Annotated in this window: 16 protein-coding genes; 5 read left to right on the top strand and 11 right to left on the bottom strand. The window is 71.7% G+C overall.

Annotation, left to right across the window (positions count from 1 at the left end; translation table 11 throughout):
- Positions 1-55: 55 nt before the first annotated feature.
- Genes ABZ910_RS14145 through afsQ1 form a run of 3 tightly spaced genes read right to left on the bottom strand, consistent with a single transcriptional unit; the run spans position 56 to position 2,936 of the window.
- Complete coding sequence (locus tag ABZ910_RS14145; RefSeq protein ID WP_361363444.1) at positions 56-670, bottom strand: hypothetical protein; 615 nt, start codon at positions 668-670, stop codon at positions 56-58.
- Entirely contained in the window at positions 667-2,262 is a 1,596-nt protein-coding gene (locus tag ABZ910_RS14140) for a HAMP domain-containing sensor histidine kinase (protein ID WP_361363441.1), read from the bottom strand. Before ABZ910_RS14140 ends, ABZ910_RS14145 begins: the two co-directional genes overlap by 4 nt.
- Complete coding sequence (afsQ1, locus tag ABZ910_RS14135; RefSeq protein ID WP_329505869.1) at positions 2,259-2,936, bottom strand: two-component system response regulator AfsQ1; 678 nt, start codon at positions 2,934-2,936, stop codon at positions 2,259-2,261. Before afsQ1 ends, ABZ910_RS14140 begins: the two co-directional genes overlap by 4 nt.
- 182 nt (positions 2,937-3,118) lie before the next feature.
- Here afsQ1 and ABZ910_RS14130 point away from each other — a divergent pair, with 182 nt between their 5' ends.
- Complete coding sequence (locus ABZ910_RS14130) at positions 3,119-3,859, top strand: SigE family RNA polymerase sigma factor (protein ID WP_361363438.1); 741 nt, start codon at positions 3,119-3,121, stop codon at positions 3,857-3,859.
- 183 nt (positions 3,860-4,042) lie between these two features.
- Here ABZ910_RS14130 and ABZ910_RS14125 read toward each other — a convergent pair whose 3' ends face one another.
- The gene (locus ABZ910_RS14125; protein ID WP_361363870.1) at positions 4,043-4,645 is read right to left on the bottom strand and encodes a uridine kinase; all 603 of its coding nucleotides are present in this window, start codon (positions 4,643-4,645) and stop codon (positions 4,043-4,045) included.
- A gap of 160 nt (positions 4,646-4,805) precedes the next feature.
- On the opposite strand from ABZ910_RS14125, the gene ABZ910_RS14120 reads away from it, so the two are divergent.
- Positions 4,806-5,207, top strand: coding sequence for a hypothetical protein (locus ABZ910_RS14120; protein ID WP_361363435.1), 402 nt, complete (start codon positions 4,806-4,808; stop codon positions 5,205-5,207).
- Positions 5,208-5,274: 67 nt separating this feature from the next.
- Here the strand turns inward: ABZ910_RS14120 and ABZ910_RS14115 are convergent, their stop codons facing one another.
- From ABZ910_RS14115 to deoC, 3 genes are read right to left on the bottom strand one after another with little or no spacing between them, the layout of a single operon-like run.
- On the bottom strand, positions 5,275-6,186 hold the full coding sequence (locus ABZ910_RS14115) for an aldehyde dehydrogenase family protein (protein ID WP_361363432.1): 912 nt from the start codon (positions 6,184-6,186) through the stop codon (positions 5,275-5,277).
- 2 nt (positions 6,187-6,188) lie between these two features.
- A complete protein-coding gene (locus tag ABZ910_RS14110; RefSeq protein WP_361363429.1) occupies positions 6,189-7,646 on the bottom strand; it encodes an aldehyde dehydrogenase family protein in 1,458 nt (485 codons plus the stop codon).
- Between the two features lie 5 nt (positions 7,647-7,651).
- On the bottom strand, positions 7,652-8,611 hold the full coding sequence (gene deoC / locus ABZ910_RS14105) for a deoxyribose-phosphate aldolase (RefSeq protein ID WP_361363426.1): 960 nt from the start codon (positions 8,609-8,611) through the stop codon (positions 7,652-7,654).
- 135 nt (positions 8,612-8,746) lie between these two features.
- Between deoC and ABZ910_RS14100 the strand changes: the two genes are divergently transcribed.
- Positions 8,747-9,460, top strand: coding sequence for a PH domain-containing protein (locus ABZ910_RS14100; protein WP_361363424.1), 714 nt, complete (start codon positions 8,747-8,749; stop codon positions 9,458-9,460).
- A 124-nt stretch (positions 9,461-9,584) separates the two neighbouring features.
- On the opposite strand, the gene ABZ910_RS14095 is transcribed toward ABZ910_RS14100, so the two are convergent.
- From ABZ910_RS14095 to ABZ910_RS14080, 4 genes are all read right to left on the bottom strand, one after another.
- Positions 9,585-10,727 (bottom strand): hypothetical protein, encoded by a 1,143-nt coding sequence (locus ABZ910_RS14095; protein WP_361363867.1) that lies wholly within the window; start codon positions 10,725-10,727, stop codon positions 9,585-9,587.
- Positions 10,728-10,929: 202 nt separating this feature from the next.
- On the bottom strand, positions 10,930-12,576 hold the full coding sequence (locus tag ABZ910_RS14090) for a phospho-sugar mutase (RefSeq protein ID WP_361363421.1): 1,647 nt from the start codon (positions 12,574-12,576) through the stop codon (positions 10,930-10,932).
- An 89-nt stretch (positions 12,577-12,665) separates the two neighbouring features.
- Positions 12,666-13,490 (bottom strand): purine-nucleoside phosphorylase, encoded by an 825-nt coding sequence (locus ABZ910_RS14085; RefSeq protein WP_361363418.1) that lies wholly within the window; start codon positions 13,488-13,490, stop codon positions 12,666-12,668.
- 172 nt (positions 13,491-13,662) lie between these two features.
- The gene (locus ABZ910_RS14080; RefSeq protein WP_361363415.1) at positions 13,663-14,100 is read right to left on the bottom strand and encodes a gamma-glutamylcyclotransferase; all 438 of its coding nucleotides are present in this window, start codon (positions 14,098-14,100) and stop codon (positions 13,663-13,665) included.
- 108 nt (positions 14,101-14,208) lie between these two features.
- On the opposite strand from ABZ910_RS14080, the gene ABZ910_RS14075 reads away from it, so the two are divergent.
- Both ABZ910_RS14075 and ABZ910_RS14070 read left to right on the top strand, forming a co-directional pair.
- The gene (locus ABZ910_RS14075) at positions 14,209-15,657 is read left to right on the top strand and encodes an NAD(P)H-quinone dehydrogenase (protein ID WP_361363412.1); all 1,449 of its coding nucleotides are present in this window, start codon (positions 14,209-14,211) and stop codon (positions 15,655-15,657) included.
- Between the two features lie 221 nt (positions 15,658-15,878).
- The gene (locus ABZ910_RS14070; protein ID WP_361363410.1) at positions 15,879-16,829 is read left to right on the top strand and encodes a DeoR/GlpR family DNA-binding transcription regulator; all 951 of its coding nucleotides are present in this window, start codon (positions 15,879-15,881) and stop codon (positions 16,827-16,829) included.
- The last annotated feature ends 240 nt before the right edge of the window (positions 16,830-17,069 follow it).

The raw sequence follows: 17,069 nt of genomic DNA, 5'->3' as shown, positions 1-17,069 counted from the left end.
GCCGCCGTGCACGATCGGTTCCGCATCCGCCGCCGGCCTCTGGCCGGGTCGGCCGTCAGCCGGTCGGCACCTCACTCGACGGGGGGCGGACTTCGGCCGGGCGGGCGCGGACGTCGTCGGTGCACTCGTAGCGCCGCGGGGGCTCGGGGCCCGGACCGCCCAGGATCACCGAGCCGTCGCCCTCGGCCGCCGCCGAGTCCGAGAACGTGCACACGATCTGGGCCAGCGCGTACCGCGTGAGCCGATCCGGCGCGGTGCTCAGCCGCAGCGTGTCCTCGGGGTCCGTGCGGCGCGGCCCGGTCACGCTCATGCCGCCGCGCACGTACGTCGCGTACCCAGCATCCTTCTCGCTCGGCGACGGCGTCTCGGCCAGCTCGTCCAGCAGGCCCTGCGCCACGATCACGCGGCGCCGCGCGTCCGGCGTACCGTCCGGGACGCGCACCGACCGGTCCACGGCCACCAGCGACGAACGGCACAGCAGGAAGACCTGCACCGGCACCCCGCGTGGGGACTGCGTCGACAGGTCCGGTTCGGAGAGCGAACACGGCACCCGTGAGGGGGCCGCGCCGAAGTCCGTCGGCACCTCCGTGGCCCGGATTCCGCAGCCCGTGAGCAGGGCGGCCAGTGACGCGGCGAGGACGGGCAGGGTCAGCAGACGGCGTACCTTCACTGCGATTCCCCCTTCGTGTCGTCTTCGCCGCCGTCGCGGGTGTCGTGCTGGTCGCCGTTCTCGGTCTCCTCCGTGACGGGGGAGAGGTTGCGGGGGAGGCGCAGGGTGAACACCGCACCGCCTTCGGGCGAGTTGGCGGCCGTGATCGAGCCGCCGTGGATGTGGGCGTTCTCCATCGCGATGGACAGGCCCAGGCCGCTGCCCTCGGAGCGCGGGCGGGAGGCGCTCGCCTTGTAGAAGCGGTCGAAGACGTGCGGCAGGACCTCCTCGGGGATGCCGGGGCCGTGGTCCCGCACCGCGATGACGATCTCGTCGTCGGCGACGCGCACCGACACGCGCACCGGCGAACCGCCGTGCTTGAGCGCGTTGCCGATCAGGTTGGCGAGTATGACGTCCAGGCGGCGGGGGTCCAGGCGGGCGTGGATGCCGCGCTCGGCGTCCAGGTCCACCGCGTCCAGCCAGGCGCGGGCGTCGATGCAGGCCGTGATCTGGTCGGCGATGTCCACGTCGTCCAGGACGAGGCGGGCGGTGCCCGCGTCGAAGCGGGTCACCTCCATGAGGTTCTCCACCAGGTCGTTCAGTCGGCGGGTCTCGCTGACCACCAGGCGTACGGCGGGCTCGATCATCGGGTCGAAGCCCCCGCTCTCCGCTTCCAGCTCCTCCTCCAGCACCTCTGTCACGGCGGTGATCGCCGTCAGGGGGGTACGGAGTTCATGGCTCATGTCGGCCACGAAGCGGCGGGACGCCTCGTCGCGCCCGGCCATGTCGGCGACCCGCTTCTCCAGCGCCGCCGCCGCGTTGTTGAACGTCCGTGACAGGTCGGCCAGTTCGTCGGTGCCGGACACCCGCAGGCGGGTGTCGAGCTTGCCCTCGCCGAGCCGGCGGGCGGCCACGCCGAGGCGGTGCACCGGCTTGAGCACCGTCGTCGCGGCGGCCTGGGCCAGCAGCGCGGAGCCGATCAGCGCGAGCCCCGTCGCGATACCGAGCGACCAGGCGAGGGAGTTGAGATCCTTCGCCTCCGGCTCCAGCGACTTGACCATGTAGCCGGTCGGGCCGCCGCCGATCACCTTCGTGCCCGCCACCAGGTACGGGGTGCCGTCCTCCACGATCCGCTGCCAGTAGAGGTGGTACGGCGACGTGTTGCCGTCCTTGACCGTCTGCCGCTTGTTCACCGCGGCGCGCAGCGACTTGGGGACGTCCTCCAGCGAAAAACCGTTCAGGGCACCCGAGTTGCCGTACACCGTCTTGTGGTGCGCGTCCTCGGCGACCAGCAGCACACTGAAGCGCTGGCTGCTGCCCGCCATCTGGCCGGCGGCGCGCTCCAGTTCCTCCTGTGTGGGGTGGGCGGGCAGGACGCCCGCCCGGTTGTGCATCTCCTGCTGGAAGTCGCGCAGCACCGCGTCCTGGGCGCGGGTGAGCACCGCCTCCCGGTTCAGCCAGTACGCGATGCCCGACGCCGACACGGCGGTGGTGAGGGCGACCAGCGCGAAGACCACGACCAGGCGCAGCCGCAGGCTGGTGAAGCGCAGTCGTGCCACGGCTTTCATCCGGCCCGCGGCCCAGCCGCGGAACCCCCCTTGCGTTTCCGTCACTGAGGCGCGTCCAAGCGGTAGCCGACTCCACGGACGGTGCGGATCAGCGTCGGGGACGACGGCACGTCCTCCACCTTCGCGCGCAGCCGCTGTACGCACGCGTCCACGAGCCGTGAGTCGCCGAGGTAGTCGTGCTCCCACACGAGGCGCAGCAGCTGCTGGCGGGAGAGCGCCTGACCGGGGCGGCGGCTCAGTTCGAGCAGCAGCCTCAGCTCGGTCGGGGTCAGCTGGAGGTCCTCGCCGTTCTTCGTCACCGTCATCGCCGAACGGTCGATGACGAGGTTGCCGAACGTCGCCGAGTCGCTGGCCTCGCGCTCGCCGCGGCGCAGCACCGCCCGGATCCGGGCGTCCAGGACGCGGCCCTGCACGGGCTTGACCACGTAGTCGTCGGCGCCGGACTCCAGGCCGACCACCACGTCGATGTCGTCGCTGCGTGCGGTGAGCAGGATGATCGGCAACTGGTCGGTGCGGCGGATGCGCCGGCACACCTCGAACCCGTCGATTCCGGGCAGCATCACGTCCAGCACGATCAGGTCCGGCCGCTGCTCGCGCAGCAGCTTCAGACCGTCCTCGCCGGTGGCAGCGGTGGCCACCCGGTGTCCCTGGCGTGTCAGTGAGAGCTCCAGGGCCGTACGGATGGCGTCGTCGTCCTCGATCAGCAACAGGGAAGGCACGGGCTCATTCTGGCCCATGGAGCGGGTGTCGTACGACCTGTGCGGACAGGAGCCGGCGGGGCCGATCCCTGTGACAGGTCTGTGACAGTCGACGGACACGGCCATGAAGTCCTGGCGGCAAGCTTTTCGACACGGGCAAGGAAACGAGCCGAACACCGTAAGTCCACGATGGGGGGCGCGAGATGAACACGCTGCACAGCATGAGCACCAGCGCAGTGATCACGCGCCTGCACGGTGTGAACCGGGGGTCCGAGAAGCCTGGTGCCGGAGGGCGGGGGTGCGCTCGGGGCGCCGGGCGTCAGCACACCGTGTACATGTCGGTGACTGACGCGCGTACGGGGGGAAGCGCCTACAGGGAGGACTCGGGGGAACGCCGTTCGCTGACGGAGGCGGAGTTCACCGCCTACGTCCAGGAGCGCCGCGCCTCCCTGTACGCGACCGCCTACCACCTGACCGGCGACCGCTTCGAGGCCGAGGACCTGCTGCAGAGCGCGCTGTTCTCGACGTACCGGGCGTGGGACCGGATCAGCGACAAGGCCGCGGTCGGCGGCTACCTGCGCCGCACCATGACCAACCTGCACATCAGCGCCTGGCGGCGCCGCAAGCTCAACGAGTACCCGACCGAGGAACTGCCCGAGACGCCGGGCGACACGGACGCGATGCGCGGCACCGAGCTGCGCACGGTTCTGTGGCAGGCGCTGGGCCGGCTGCCCGAGCTGCAGCGCACGATGCTGGTCCTGCGCTACTACGAGGGCCGCACGGACCCGGAGATCGCGGAGATACTCGGCATCAGCGTCGGCACGGTCAAGTCCAGCATCTGGCGCTCGCTGCGCCGCCTGCGCGAGGACGAGGTCCTCAGCCTCGGGCATGACGAGGACAGCGCTCATGCCCACGCCAACGCCTTCGGCGAGCTCGTCGCCTGAGGGGTGAGGGGCGGGGGGAACCGGGGGAGAGAACGGGGGGAACGGGGGCAGTGGGGGACACGGGGGAACACAGGAAGCGGGGCTGGAGGGCCGGGGGGTCCGTCCAGTCCCGTTTTCGCATGCGGGCGACCGCGACGACCGCGACGAGCGTGCCGATCGTGACGGCCGTGAACCGCGGTGCGGTCAGGCGGCCGTCCGCTTCTGGGTCTGGCGGCCCACCGCCGCGGCCGCCAGCCGGCCCAGCGCCTCGTCCCGCTCGCAGGGGTGGGCGCCCAGCGACACCTGACGGGCGACGATCGCGCGCTCGGCACGCATCAGCCGCCAGCCGCGGCGCAGCAGGAACGGCACCGACTTGCGGCCCTCCTTCAGGTCCCGCAGGAAGCGGCGGCGGAAGGTCGTGAGCGGGCCGCGGCTCAGGCACAGCGCGTCGGCGAGCACCCCCAGTTCGCGGCAGCGTTCGACGATCTCGGCCGCGAAGATTCCCTCCGCTATGAACAGCGGGGTACGTCCGATGTGCAGCGTCTCCACGCCGGTACGGGCGCTCAGTCCGATGTCGTACACCGGCACGTCCGTCGAACCCGTGGCGCACAGCCGGGTGATGGCCTCGACCGCGACGTCCGCGTCCCACGACAGCGGGTGGTCCCAGTCGATGTCCGAACTCCCGTCCACCAGTGGCAGCGTGGGGTCGTCGCCCTCTTTGTAGAAGTCGTCGAGACGCAGGACGGGGAGCCCGGAACGGGCGGCGACGAGTGACTTGCCCGAGCCCGAGGGGCCGCACAGCAGCACGACACGGGCGGGGGACGGGGGATGAATGCTCACGGAACACCAGTTTGACGCATCGCGAGCGTGCTGCCGACCCCGCGGGTCGGCTTTGGTGCGTGCGTCACACCTCAACTACCCTTCGTGTCGACCCGATTACCTTGCGCTCCAGAAGGTGGCATCAGCAATGGCCCGACACGCGTCCCCGCAAAACCCCACCGCGCAGCGCGCGTTGATCGCCCTCGCGACCGCCGGAGTGGCCCTGGGGGCGGGCGCGGCCACGGCCTGCGCGGCCACCGCCCCGCTCGCCGAGGTGCCGAGCGGCCTCACCTCGCTCGGTCACATCGACCCGCAGTCGGGCCTGACGGCCCTCACCGGTTCGGTGCGGTACGTCACGGGGCCGATCGCCGGCCTCAAGCCCAACCCGCTGGCGGGCACGGGCGTCGACCCGCTCGACAACAGCGTCGGCACCAAGATCGCCGACTTCAAGCCGCTCACGTCCAAGATGCTCACCGGCCCGGTCGCCGAGGCGTCGTCCCTCGGCTCGATGCCGGTGGTGGGGCAGGTGACGGGGCTGCTGGGCGGCTGACAGCGACGAACGGAAGAGAGCCGCGCTTCCCCGTGGGGGCAGCGCGGCTCTCGGTGTGTTCGGTGGCTCAGTACGAGGAGCCCGACGCGCCCAGTGACCCGGTCGGGTGCCAGACGGTCTTCGTCTCCAGGAACGCCGTCATGCGGTCGATGCCCGGCGTCGCCGACCAGTCGACGTCGTCCACAGGCTGTGGACGCAGGACGCGCTTGAGGTTGTCCGCCGCCGCGATCTCCAGCTCCTTCGCCAGCACCTCGTCGGCGCCCGTGAGGTCGATCGCGTTGACGTCCTGGTGCGCGGCCAGCGGGGCCGCGATCTCCGTCGTACGGCCGGAGAGGACGTTGACGACGCCGCCCGGCAGGTCGGAGGTGGCCAGCACCTCGCCCAGGGACAGCGCCGGGAGCGGGGACTTCTCGCTCGCGATGACGACCGCCGTGTTGCCGGTCGCGATCACCGGGGCGATGACGGACACCAGGCCCAGGAAGGACGACTCCTGCGGGGCCAGTACGGTGACCACGCCCGTCGGCTCGGGGGAGGAGAGGTTGAAGAACGGGCCCGCGACCGGGTTGCCACCACCCACGACCTGGGCGATCTTGTCGGTCCAGCCCGCGTACCAGACCCAGCGGTCGATCGCGGCGTCCACGACCGCGGCCGCCTTCGCCTTCGACAGGCCCTCGGCGTCGGCGACTTCGCGGACGAACTGCTCCTTGCGGCCCTCCAGCATCTCGGCGATGCGGTAGAGGATCTGGCCGCGGTTGTACGCCGTCGCGCCCGACCAGGCGCCGAACGCCTTGCGGGCGGCCACGACCGCGTCACGGGCGTCCTTGCGGGAGGACTGCGGAGCGTTGGCCAGCCAGTTGCCCTTCGAGTCCGTCACCTCGTACACCCGGCCGCTCTCGGAACGCGGGAACTTCCCGCCGACGTACAGCTTGTAGGTCTTGAAAACGCTGAGCCGCGCTTCGGACTTCTCAACTGTGCTCATTTTTATCGCTCGCCCTCCGGGCTCGACGGGGCGAGGTACGCCTCCAGGCCGTGGCGGCCGCCCTCGCGGCCGAAGCCCGACTCCTTGTAGCCGCCGAACGGCGAGGTCGGGTCGAACTTGTTGAATGTGTTGGACCAGACGACGCCCGCCCGCAGCTTGTTCGCGACGGCCAGGATCCGGGAGCCCTTCTCGGTCCAGATGCCCGCCGACAGGCCGTACTGCGTGTTGTTCGCCTTGGCCACGGCCTCCTCCGGGGTGCGGAAGGTGAGGACCGACAGCACCGGGCCGAAGATCTCGTCGCGGGCGATGGTGTGCGCCTGGGTGACGTTCGTGAAGAGCGTCGGGGCGAACCAGTAGCCGCTGTCCGGGAGTTCACAGGCAGGAGACCAGCGCTCGGCGCCCTCCGCCTCGCCCTTCTCGGCGAGCGCGGTGATCCGGGCCAGCTGCTCGGCGGAGTTGATCGCGCCGATGTCCGTGTTCTTGTCGAGCGGGTCGCCGAGGCGCAGCGTCGACAGGCGGCGCTTGAGGGAGTCCAGCAGCTCGTCCTGGATCGACTCCTGGACCAGCAGGCGGGAGCCCGCGCAGCAGACCTGGCCCTGGTTGAAGAAGATGCCGGTGACGATGCCCTCGACGGCCTGGTCGATGGGGGCGTCGTCGAAGACGATGTTGGCGCCCTTGCCGCCGAGTTCGAGGGTGAGCTTCTTGCGCGTGCCCGCGACCGTGCGCGCGATCTCCTTGCCGACGGCCGTCGAGCCGGTGAACGCGACCTTGTTGACGTCCGGGTGCGCGACGAGCGCGGCACCCGCGTCGCCGTACCCGGGAAGGATGTTGACGACACCCTTGGGCAGGCCCGCCTGGCGGCAGATGTCCGCGAAGAAGAGCGCGGACAGCGGGGTCGTCTCGGCGGGCTTCAGGACGACCGTGTTGCCCGTCGCCAGCGCCGGGGCGATCTTCCACGCCAGCATCAGGAGCGGGAAGTTCCACGGGATGACCTGGCCGGCGACGCCCAGCGGACGCGGGTTCGCGCCGAAGCCGGCGTGGTCGAGCTTGTCGGCCCAGCCCGCGTAGTAGAAGAAGTGCGCGGCGACCAGGGGGAGGTCCGCGTCGCGGGTCTCCTTGATCGGCTTGCCGTTGTCCAGCGTCTCCAGGACGGCCAGCTCACGGCTGCGCTCCTGGATGATGCGGGCGATGCGGAACAGGTACTTGGCGCGCTCGGAGCCGGGCAGCGCCGACCACTTCTCGAACGCCTTGCGGGCGGCCTTCACCGCGCGGTCGACGTCGGCCTCGCCGGCCTGCGCGACCTCGGCGAGGACCTCCTCGGTGGACGGGCTGACCGTCTTGAAGACCTTGCCGTCCGCCGCCTCGGCGAACTCGCCGTCGATGAACAGGCCGTAGGACGGCGCGATGTCGACGACCGCGCGGGACTCGGGCGCCGGTGCGTACTCGAATGCGGATGCCATGGTGATCAGTCCACCGTCACGTAGTCGGGGCCGGAGTAGCGGCCGGTGGCCAGCTTCTGACGCTGCATCAGCAGGTCGTTCAGGAGCGAGGAGGCGCCGAAGCGGAACCAGTGGTTGTCCAGCCAGTCCTCGCCCGCCGTCTCGTTGACCAGCACGAGGAACTTGATCGCGTCCTTGCTGGTACGAATTCCGCCGGCCGGCTTCACGCCGACCTGGACGCCGGTCTGGGCGCGGAAGTCGCGGACCGCCTCCAGCATCAACAGGGTGTTCGCGGGGGTCGCGTTGACGGCGACCTTGCCGGTCGAGGTCTTGATGAAGTCGGCCCCGGCCAGCATGCCGAGCCAGCTCGCGCGCCGGATGTTGTCGTACGTCGACAGCTCACCGGTCTCGAAGATGACCTTCAGGCGGGCGGACGTCCCGCAGGCCTCCTTCACGGCGGTGATCTCGTCGTAGACCTTCAGGTAGTTCCCCGCGAGGAACGCCCCGCGGTCGATGACCATGTCGATCTCGTCGGCGCCCGCGGCCACGGCATCCCGCACGTCGGCCAGCTTCACGGCGAGGGCGGCGCGGCCGGCCGGGAAGGCGGTGGCGACCGAGGCGACCTTCACGCCCGAGCCGGCGACGGCCTCCTTGGCGACGGCCACCATGTCCGGATAGACGCAGACCGCGGCGGTGGTCGGAGTCGTACGGTCGGTGGGGTCGGGGTGGACCGCCTTGGCGCCGAGCGCCCGGACCTTGCCCGGGGTGTCCGCGCCTTCCAGCGTCGTCAGGTCGACCATCGAGATGGCGAGGTCGATGGCGTACGCCTTCGCGGTGGTCTTGATGGAGCGGGTGCCGAGAGACGCGGCGCGCGCCTCCAGGCCGACCGCGTCGACGCCGGGCAGCCCGTGGAGGAAGCGGCGCAGCGTGCTGTCGGACGCGGTCACGTCCGTGAGCGAGTGTGCAGCGGGTGCAGTGGTGGGCATGGTCACCAGCCGAGCATATCTACGCGCGTAGCAGCTGTACACCCCAGGGGGTTCATCGCATCCGCGCTCAAGCCAGTGTCACATCTTGGCGACCGGGCCTGAGTGCCGTCGGCGGCGTCGGGCACAATCGGCACCATGACGACCCCGGACTCCTCGTCCTCGCCCGCGCCGCGGCCCGCACCGCCCGCCGTCAAGGACCGGATCTACCGCTCGCCCGCGGCCCTCGTGGGCGGTGTGCTGCTGCTCGCCATCGTCGTGTGGCTCGGCTTCGACGCGCTGTTCAAGGGGCACGGACGGACCCCGTGGCTGGCGCTCGCCGCGCTCGTCCTCATCGTGCCGCTGGTGGTCGGCTTCACCCTGCGCCCGGCGGTCTTCGCCAACGACGACCGGCTGCGCGTCCGCAATCCGTTCCGGGTGATCGTGCTGCCCTGGGGCGAGATCGCCTCGCTGCGGTCCGGCTACTCGAACGAGGCCGTGGTCAAGTCCGGTACCAAGTACCAGCTGTGGGCCATCCCCGTCTCGCTCCGGGCCCGCAAGAAGGCGGCCCGGCGGCAGGCGCGGGCGGAGTCGGCGGCGCGCGGCGCCGCCAGGCCCGGCAGGTCCGGGGCGTTCGGCGGAGGGGGACTCGGCGGCGGGCTCGGCATGGGCGGCCTGCGCGCCGCGGCCACCGCGGCGGGGCCGACCCGTGCGGAGAGCGACCAGATCATGGACGAGCTCCGCGAACTGCTGGAGCGCCGGGAACCGGCGGAGACCGCCCAGGGCGAGGTCACGGTCCGCTGGGCGTACGAGATCGTGGCACCGGCGGTGGCCGGCGCCGTCCTGCTGGCGGTTCTGCTGGCGGTGGGCTGACGACGGAGGCGCGGGCGCCGGGGGCTGACGGGGCTGTACGGCGTGTGCCTGTACCCGTTGTCCGTGGTCGCCTGCGGGGCGCCGGCGATGGCCGGCGCCCCGCCGCGGGCGCAGCCGCCCCCGCTCACGGTGCGCTCGGCCACATCAGCAGCATGAACGCCCCGGAGTACGCCGAGGTCACCACCGCCGCCGTCAGGATCACCGTGCGATAGCGACGCGAGGCCCGGGACAGGTGCAGGGCCACGGGGAGGAGCAGCGGGAAGGCGGGGAGCAGGAAGCGGGCGCGCGGGAAGTAGACGCCGCGGCTGGCCAGGACGATCGCCAGCAGCATGCCGCTGAACACCAGCAGCGGCAGCGGTTGCCGGTCCCCCACCGACAGCGCGAACAACACCGGGCTCACGAGCAGCGTGACGGTCACCATCACCAGGAACAGCTCGGGCTGCGCGTGCTTCCCCAGCACGTCGTGCATGAAGCGCAGGGTGGTCAGGCCGCCGTCCAGCTGGTTGTACCAGAGCCGCTGTACGGCGAAGTAGCCGTCCCAGCGCCCCAGGCGCAGGCCCACCCAGCCCACGTACGCGCACCAGCCGAGCGGGGCCAGCACGGCACCCGCGAGGGCGCGCCACGAGAAGTCGCGCCGGAGGGCGAGCAGGGCGGTGACGGTGACCGCGGCCGCCACCGCGACCCCGGTGGGCCGGGTCAGCCCGGCCAGGGACGCGGCCGTCCCCGCCCAGATCCAGCGCCGACCGAGCACCGCGTACAGAGCCCAGGCGGTGAGGGCGGTGAACAGGGACTCGGTGTACCCCATCCACTGCACCAGCCCGACCGGAAGCGCGGCCCACAGCACGGTGAGGAGCACCCCGACCCGCTGCCCGTGCAGCCGCTCACCCACGGCGAACACACCCCAGGCGGCGGCCAGCGAGGCGACGACGGCGATGCCCAGCCCGGCGCTCGCCGGGGTGCCTGGCGTGACGGCGGCGACGGCCTTCACCAGCAGTGGGTAGAGCGGGAAGAAAGCAAGGCTGTTGGAGTTGTGCGCGGTTCCCAGCGTGTGGGCGTACCCGTGGTCGGCGATCCCGAGGTACCACTGGGCGTCCCACTGGGAGGCCAGCATCACCCAGACGCTCTCGTGCTTGCGCTGCGCCCAGACGGCCAGGACCAGCAGGCCGCACAGGCGGACGCCGACGTACGCGGCTAGGGCCGGGGCCGCGCGGCGCAGCGCGCGGGACGGGACGGCGGCCGGGGCGGGGGCCCGCCTGGCGCCCGGGATGTGCTCGTCGGGGACGGTGTGAGGGGCGGTCGAGGACACGACGGCGGCTCCAGTACTCGCGGAGGCTACCGGCTCACCCTGTCCCGGGGACGGGAGGCGAGGCGCGCAGCGCGGCGGGACGAGCCGCCGGGCATGGCCCCGAAATCACCCTTTGGGGTGCCCCTATTGTCAGGTGCACCCCAAAGGATGATCGGCCGTGTCGTCAGATGTCGGCGGCTGCCGACAGATCCCGCTTGATCCCGTCGAGCAGTTCGGCGGCGCGGGTGCGAGCGCCCGGGAGGTCGGCGTGCGCGGCGACCGGTACGACGACCTCCAGGTAGCACTTCAGCTTGGGCTCGGTGCCGCTGGGCCGGACGATGACGCGGGCGCCGTCGAGCGTGTAGCGCAGCCCGTCGGTGGGCGGCAGCCTGTCCGTGCCGAGGGTGAGGTCCTCGGCGCGGGTGATGGGCAGCCCGGCGAGCTCGGTCGGCGGCTGCTCGCGCAGGCGGCGCATGGCGTCGGCGATGACCGACAGGTCCTCCACGCGGACCGAGAGCTGGTCGGTGGCGTGCAGCCCGTGCTCCACGGCGAGGTCGTCCAGGAGGTCGAGGAGGGTCCGGCCCCGCTCCTTGAGCTCGGAGGCGAGCTCGGTGATCAGGAGGGCGGCGGTGATGCCGTCCTTGTCGCGGACGCCGTCGGGGTCGACGCAGTAGCCGAGGGCCTCCTCGTAGCCGTAGCGCAGACCGTCCACGCGGGCGATCCACTTGAAGCCGGTGAGCGTCTCCTCGTACGGCAGTCCGGCCTTCTCGGCGATGCGCCCGAGGAGGGAGGAGGACACGATCGACTCGGCGAAGGTGCCGCGCGCGCCGCGCCGGACGAGGTGGGCGGCGAGGAGGGCACCGACCTCGTCGCCGCGCAGCATCCGCCAGTCCTGCCCGTCCTTGACGGCGACGGCGCACCGGTCGGCGTCCGGGTCGTTGGCGACGACCAGGTCGGGCTCGGTCTCGCGGGCCCTGGCGAAGGCGAGGTCCATCGCGCCGGGCTCTTCCGGGTTGGGGAAGGCGACGGTCGGGAAGTCCGGGTCGGGCTCGGCCTGCTCGGCGACGAGCACGGGCTCGGGGAAGCCGGCCCGGGCGAAGGCGGCGAGGAGGACGTCCTTGCCGACGCCGTGCATCGCCGTGTAGACGGTGCGGGCGCCGCGCGCGGAGCCGGCCGCGAGCACGGCGTCGGTACGGGCAAGATAGGCGTCCAGGACCGAGTCGTCGAGGGTCTGCCAGCCCGCGTCCGGCCGCGGAACGTCGCTCAGGGAGACGATGGCGTCGATCTCGGCGGCGATCCCGCTGTCGGCGGGCGGCACGATCTGGGAGCCGTCGCCGAGGTAGACCTTGTAGCCGTTGTCGCGGGGCGGGTTGTGGCTGGCGGTGACCTCCACGCCGGCGACCGCGCCGAGGTGCCTTATGGCGTAGGCGAGGACGGGGGTGGGCAGCGGCCGGGGCAGCACGGCGGCGCGCAGGCCCGCACCCGTCATCACGGCGGCGGTGTCGCGCGCGAAGTCGGCGGACTTGTGCCGGGCGTCGTACCCGATCACGACGAGCCCGGCGTCGCCGTCGCCGTGGGGAGTCCCGTTCTTCTTGAGGTACGCGGCGAGGCCGGCGGCCGCCCGGATCACGACGGAGCGGTTCATCCGCATCGGGCCCGCGCCCAGCTCGCCGCGCAGACCGGCCGTGCCGAACTGGAGCGTGCCGCTGAAACGCGCGGCGAGCTCCGTGACGTCCTCGGTGTCGATGAGCTTGCCGAGCTCCTCACGGGTCTCCGCGTCGGGGTCCTCGGACAGCCACGCCGTGGCCCGTGTGATGAGTGCGTCGTGCACGTCGGTTGAACCTCTCGTGAGTTCGTACCTGGGGTTCCCTGATTGCCGTTCTGCCCAACGAGTCGGGCGAGCAGATGGGCGCCCCGGGCCTACAGCCGCCCCAGCACCTGCGCCAGCAGCTGTCCCATCCGCGCGGCGGAGTCGCGGCCGGCCTGGAGGACCTCCTCGTGGTTGAGGGGCTCGCCCGTCATGCCGGCGGCGAGGTTGGTGACGAGGGAGATGCCCAGCACCTCCGCACCGGCCTCACGGGCGGCGATGGCCTCCAGCGTGGTCGACATGCCCACCAGGTCGGCGCCGATCGTGCGGGCCATGCGGATCTCGGCCGGCGTCTCGTAGTGCGGGCCGGGGAACTGGGCGTACACGCCCTCCTCCAGCGAGGCGTCGATCTCCTTGCACAGCGCCCGCAGCCGCGGCGAGTACAGGTCGGTCAGGTCCACGAAGTTCGCGCCGACGATCGGCGAGGTCGCCGTCAGGTTGATGTGGTCGCTGATCAGCACCGGCTGTCCGGGCCGCATGCCCTCGCGCAGACCGCCGCACCCGTTCGTGAGCACCACGGTCTTGCAGCCCGCGGCCACCGCCGTGCGCACACCGTGTGCCACGGCGGCGACGCCCCGGCCCTCGTAGTAGTGCGTACGGCCCAGGAAGACCAGCGCGCGCTTGTCGCCGATGGCGTACGAGCGGACCTTGCCCCCGTGCCCCTGGACGGCCGGCGGCGGGAAGCCGGGCAGCTCGGTGACCTGGAACTCGGCGTCGGCCTCGCCCAGGGCGTCGACGGCCGGAGCCCAGCCGGAGCCCATCACGAGGGCGACGTCGTGGGACTCGGCGCCCGTGAGTTCACGCAGGCGCGCGGCGGCCGCGTCGGCGGCGGCGTAGGGGTCGCCGTGGATGTCGTCCGGAAGAAGAGATGCGTTCACGCGACCGAGGGTAGCCGCTCAGGGCCTACGCGCGTAGATGACGGAGCTCACGGGTTTGCGATCGTTGGCTTGTCGTTTTCGGCGAGACAGGGGCAAATGCGGCCCAACGGTGGCTCAAGAGGGCCCGATCTCGGCCTGACCGGACTGCTTCCCCCGCCTGACGGTCCCCGGCCTAGCAGGGGCGCTTCCTCAGCTCCATCACATAGTCGTGCGGCGCCCCGGCCGACTCGGCGGCGTCCGCGACCTCCCCCAGATAGCGCGCCGACGGCAAGCCGCCCTCGTACCCGTTCAGCACGTACAGCCACGCCGGCTCCTCGCCGTCCAGCGTGTGCACGCGCACCCGTGCGCGCCGGTAGATGCCGAGCCCCACGCCCTCCCATCGGTCCATGGACTCCTCGTCCGGTGGAGCGATGTCGTACAGCCCGACGAAGACCTGGCAGCCCGGTTCCTCGACGATCGTGGCCAGCGCGCCTTCCCAGCCCAGCTGCTCGCCGCCGAAGGTCAGCCGCCACCCGTTCAGCCAGCCGGTGGCGCGCAGCGGTGAGTGCGGGGCGCGGTGGGACATCAGCCGCGCGTCGAGATTGCCGGCGTACGCGGCATAGAGCGACATGGACCGAGCGTACGGCAGAGGGCACTCCCGCCCCATCCGCCCCGGTAGACAGCTTCCGTCACCGTCCCCGAACCCCCGGGGCAACCGCACCTTGAGGCGTGCGGGACAATGGAGTACGTGACTCGGATCGTGATCATCGGTGGCGGACCCGGCGGATACGAAGCGGCGCTGGTGGCCGCGCAGCTCGGCGCGGAGGTGACCGTCGTCGACTGCGACGGTCTGGGCGGAGCGTCGGTGCTGACCGACTGCGTGCCGTCGAAGACCCTCATCGCCACGGCCGAGGTGATGACCACCTTCGACTCCTCCTACGAGGAGCTGGGCATCATCGTCGCCGACGACACCCCGCACATCGACACGCCCGCCCGGGTGGTCGGCGTCGATCTCGGCAAGGTCAACCGGCGTGTGAAGCGGCTCGCGCTCGCCCAGTCCCACGACATCACCGCCTCCGTCACCCGTGCCGGCGCCCGGGTCATGCGCGGCCGCGGCCGCCTGGAGGGCATGCAGGCCCTCGACGGCTCCCGCACGATCGTCGTCACGGCCGCCGACGGCACCGAGGAGCGGCTCACCGCCGACGCCGTGCTCATCGCCACCGGCGGTCACCCGCGCGAGCTGCCCGATGCCCAGCCCGACGGCGAGCGCATCCTCAACTGGACCCAGGTCTACGACCTCACCGAGCTCCCCGAGGAGCTCATCGTGGTCGGCTCGGGTGTCACCGGTGCCGAGTTCGCCGGCGCCTACCAGGCCCTCGGCTCCAAGGTCACCCTCGTCTCCTCCCGCGACCGCGTGCTGCCCGGCGAGGACCCGGACGCCGCCGCCGTCCTGGAGGACGTCTTCCGCCGCCGCGGCATGAACGTCATGTCCCGCTCGCGCGCCTCCGCCGCCAAGCGTGTCGGCGACCGGGTCGAGGTCACCCTCTCCGACGGGCGCGTCATCACCGGCTCCCACTGCCTCATGGCCGTCGGCGCGGTCCCCAACAGCGCGGGCCTGGGCCTGGAGGAGGCGGGCGTCAAGCTGCGCGACTCCGGGCACATCTGGACCGACCGGGTCTCCCGCACCAGCGCGCCCGGCGTGTACGCCGCCGGTGACGTGACGGGCGTCTTCGCCCTCGCCTCCGTGGCCGCCATGCAGGGCCGTATCGCCATGTACCACTTCCTCGGCGACGCGGTGGCCCCGCTCGACCTCAAGACGGTCTCCGCCAACGTCTTCACCGACCCCGAGATCGCCACCGCCGGCTACACCCAGGCCGACGTCGACGCCGGCAAGATCGACGCGCGCGTGGTGAAGCTGCCGCTGCTGCGCAACCCGCGCGCCAAGATGCAGGGCATCCGGGACGGCTTCGTCAAGATCTTCTGCCGCCCGGGCACCGGGATCGTGGTCGGCGGTGTCGTGGTGTCCCCGCGCGCCTCGGAACTGATCCACCCCATCTCGCTCGCCATCGACAACAACCTGACGGTCGAGCAGATAGCGAACGCCTTCACGGTGTACCCGTCCCTCTCGGGTTCGATCGCCGAGGTGGCCCGCCAGCTGCACACCCGCAAGACGGCCGCCGAGGCGTAGTCCCTGCCGGACGGCGCCGCGAAGGTCGCCCGTCCGATTCCGGAACCCTTCACCGCCCGCCTGCTCGACTGCCCTCCGGTCACGGGGAGTTGCCGAGCATGCGGGCGGCATAGTCGCTGCGGGTACGTCCTATACCACTTCGTACCCAGTCTTGCGAACAACTTCTGTTATTCGGCGCAAACTGCTGAAAGCAGACGGTCGTTGGGGTTACTGTCAGTTTCGTGTTCGCTGCAGAACGTCGCCAGTTGATCCTCGAAATGGTGCGAGCGAACGGAGCGGTGTCGCTCCGTGAGCTCGCCCGCGTCGTCCAGACCTCCGAAGTGACCGTACGGCGGGACGTGCGCGCACTGGAGGCAGAAGGACTCCTAGACCGCCGGCACGGCGGTGCGGTATTGCCGGGCGGGTTCACGCGGGAGTCCGGCTTTCCGCAGAAGTCACATCTCGCGACCGCCGAGAAGACGGCCATCGCCGATCTCGCCGCGGGTCTCGTCGAAGAGGGCGAGGCCATCGTGGTCGGGGCGGGGACCACCACACAGGAGCTGGCCCGCCGGCTCGCCCGGGTCCCCGGGCTGACCGTCGTCACCAACTCCCTGCTGGTGGCCCAGGCGTTGGCGCACGCCAACCGCGTGGAGGTCGTGATGACCGGCGGCACGCTGCGCGGCTCCAACTACGCCCTCGTGGGCTCCGGTGCCGAACAGTCGCTCCAGGGGCTCAGGGTCTCCAAGGCCTTCCTCTCCGGAAGCGGCCTGACCGCCGAACGCGGGCTGTCCACGTCCAACATGCTGTCGGCGTCCGTCGACCGGGCCCTGGTCCAGGCGGCGGCGGAGGTCGTGGTCCTCGCCGACCACACCAAGCTCGGCACGGACACGATGTTCCAGACGGTCCCCACGGACGTGATCACCCGGCTCGTCACCGACGACCCGCCGGCCCACGACGACCGCGCGGCCACCGAACTCCAGGCCCTCGCCGATCAGGGGGTGCAGATCGCCGTGGCCGGGGCGTCGGGAAAACCGGGGGGTGAACACGGCCCCGCGGCGCGTCAGCAACGGAACTCTCTGCCGGGACCCCGGCGGGGCCAGCTGTCCGCGGGCGGACTTCGACCGGCCTCCGCGCTGGGCGAGCAGCCTGCGGGAGTCGAGCGGGGGCGCGTCGCGGATCTGCGACGCCGGTAGCCTCCGGCGCTGCGACGAGGCCCTCGCTTTCGGCTGAGGGTGCGGTGTGACCGGTCGCGGCCGGGCGTTGCGAAAGCGCGACGCCCGGCCGACCGGATTCATTCGGCCCGCCGGGCGTCCCTCGGACTGCTGGACTACTGCCTCGTCAGTCCTTGATCTCGCAGATGGGGGCGCCGGAGGTGAGGGAGGCGCCGATCTCGGCGGTGAGGCCCTTGATGGTGCCGGCCTTGTGGGCGTTGA

This window comes from Streptomyces sp. NPDC046805, assembly GCF_040645355.1.
Classification (GTDB): Bacteria; Actinomycetota; Actinomycetes; order Streptomycetales; family Streptomycetaceae; genus Streptomyces.
Note: the sequence above shows the minus strand (reverse complement) of the source record. Positions and strands in the feature narration are given on the sequence as shown.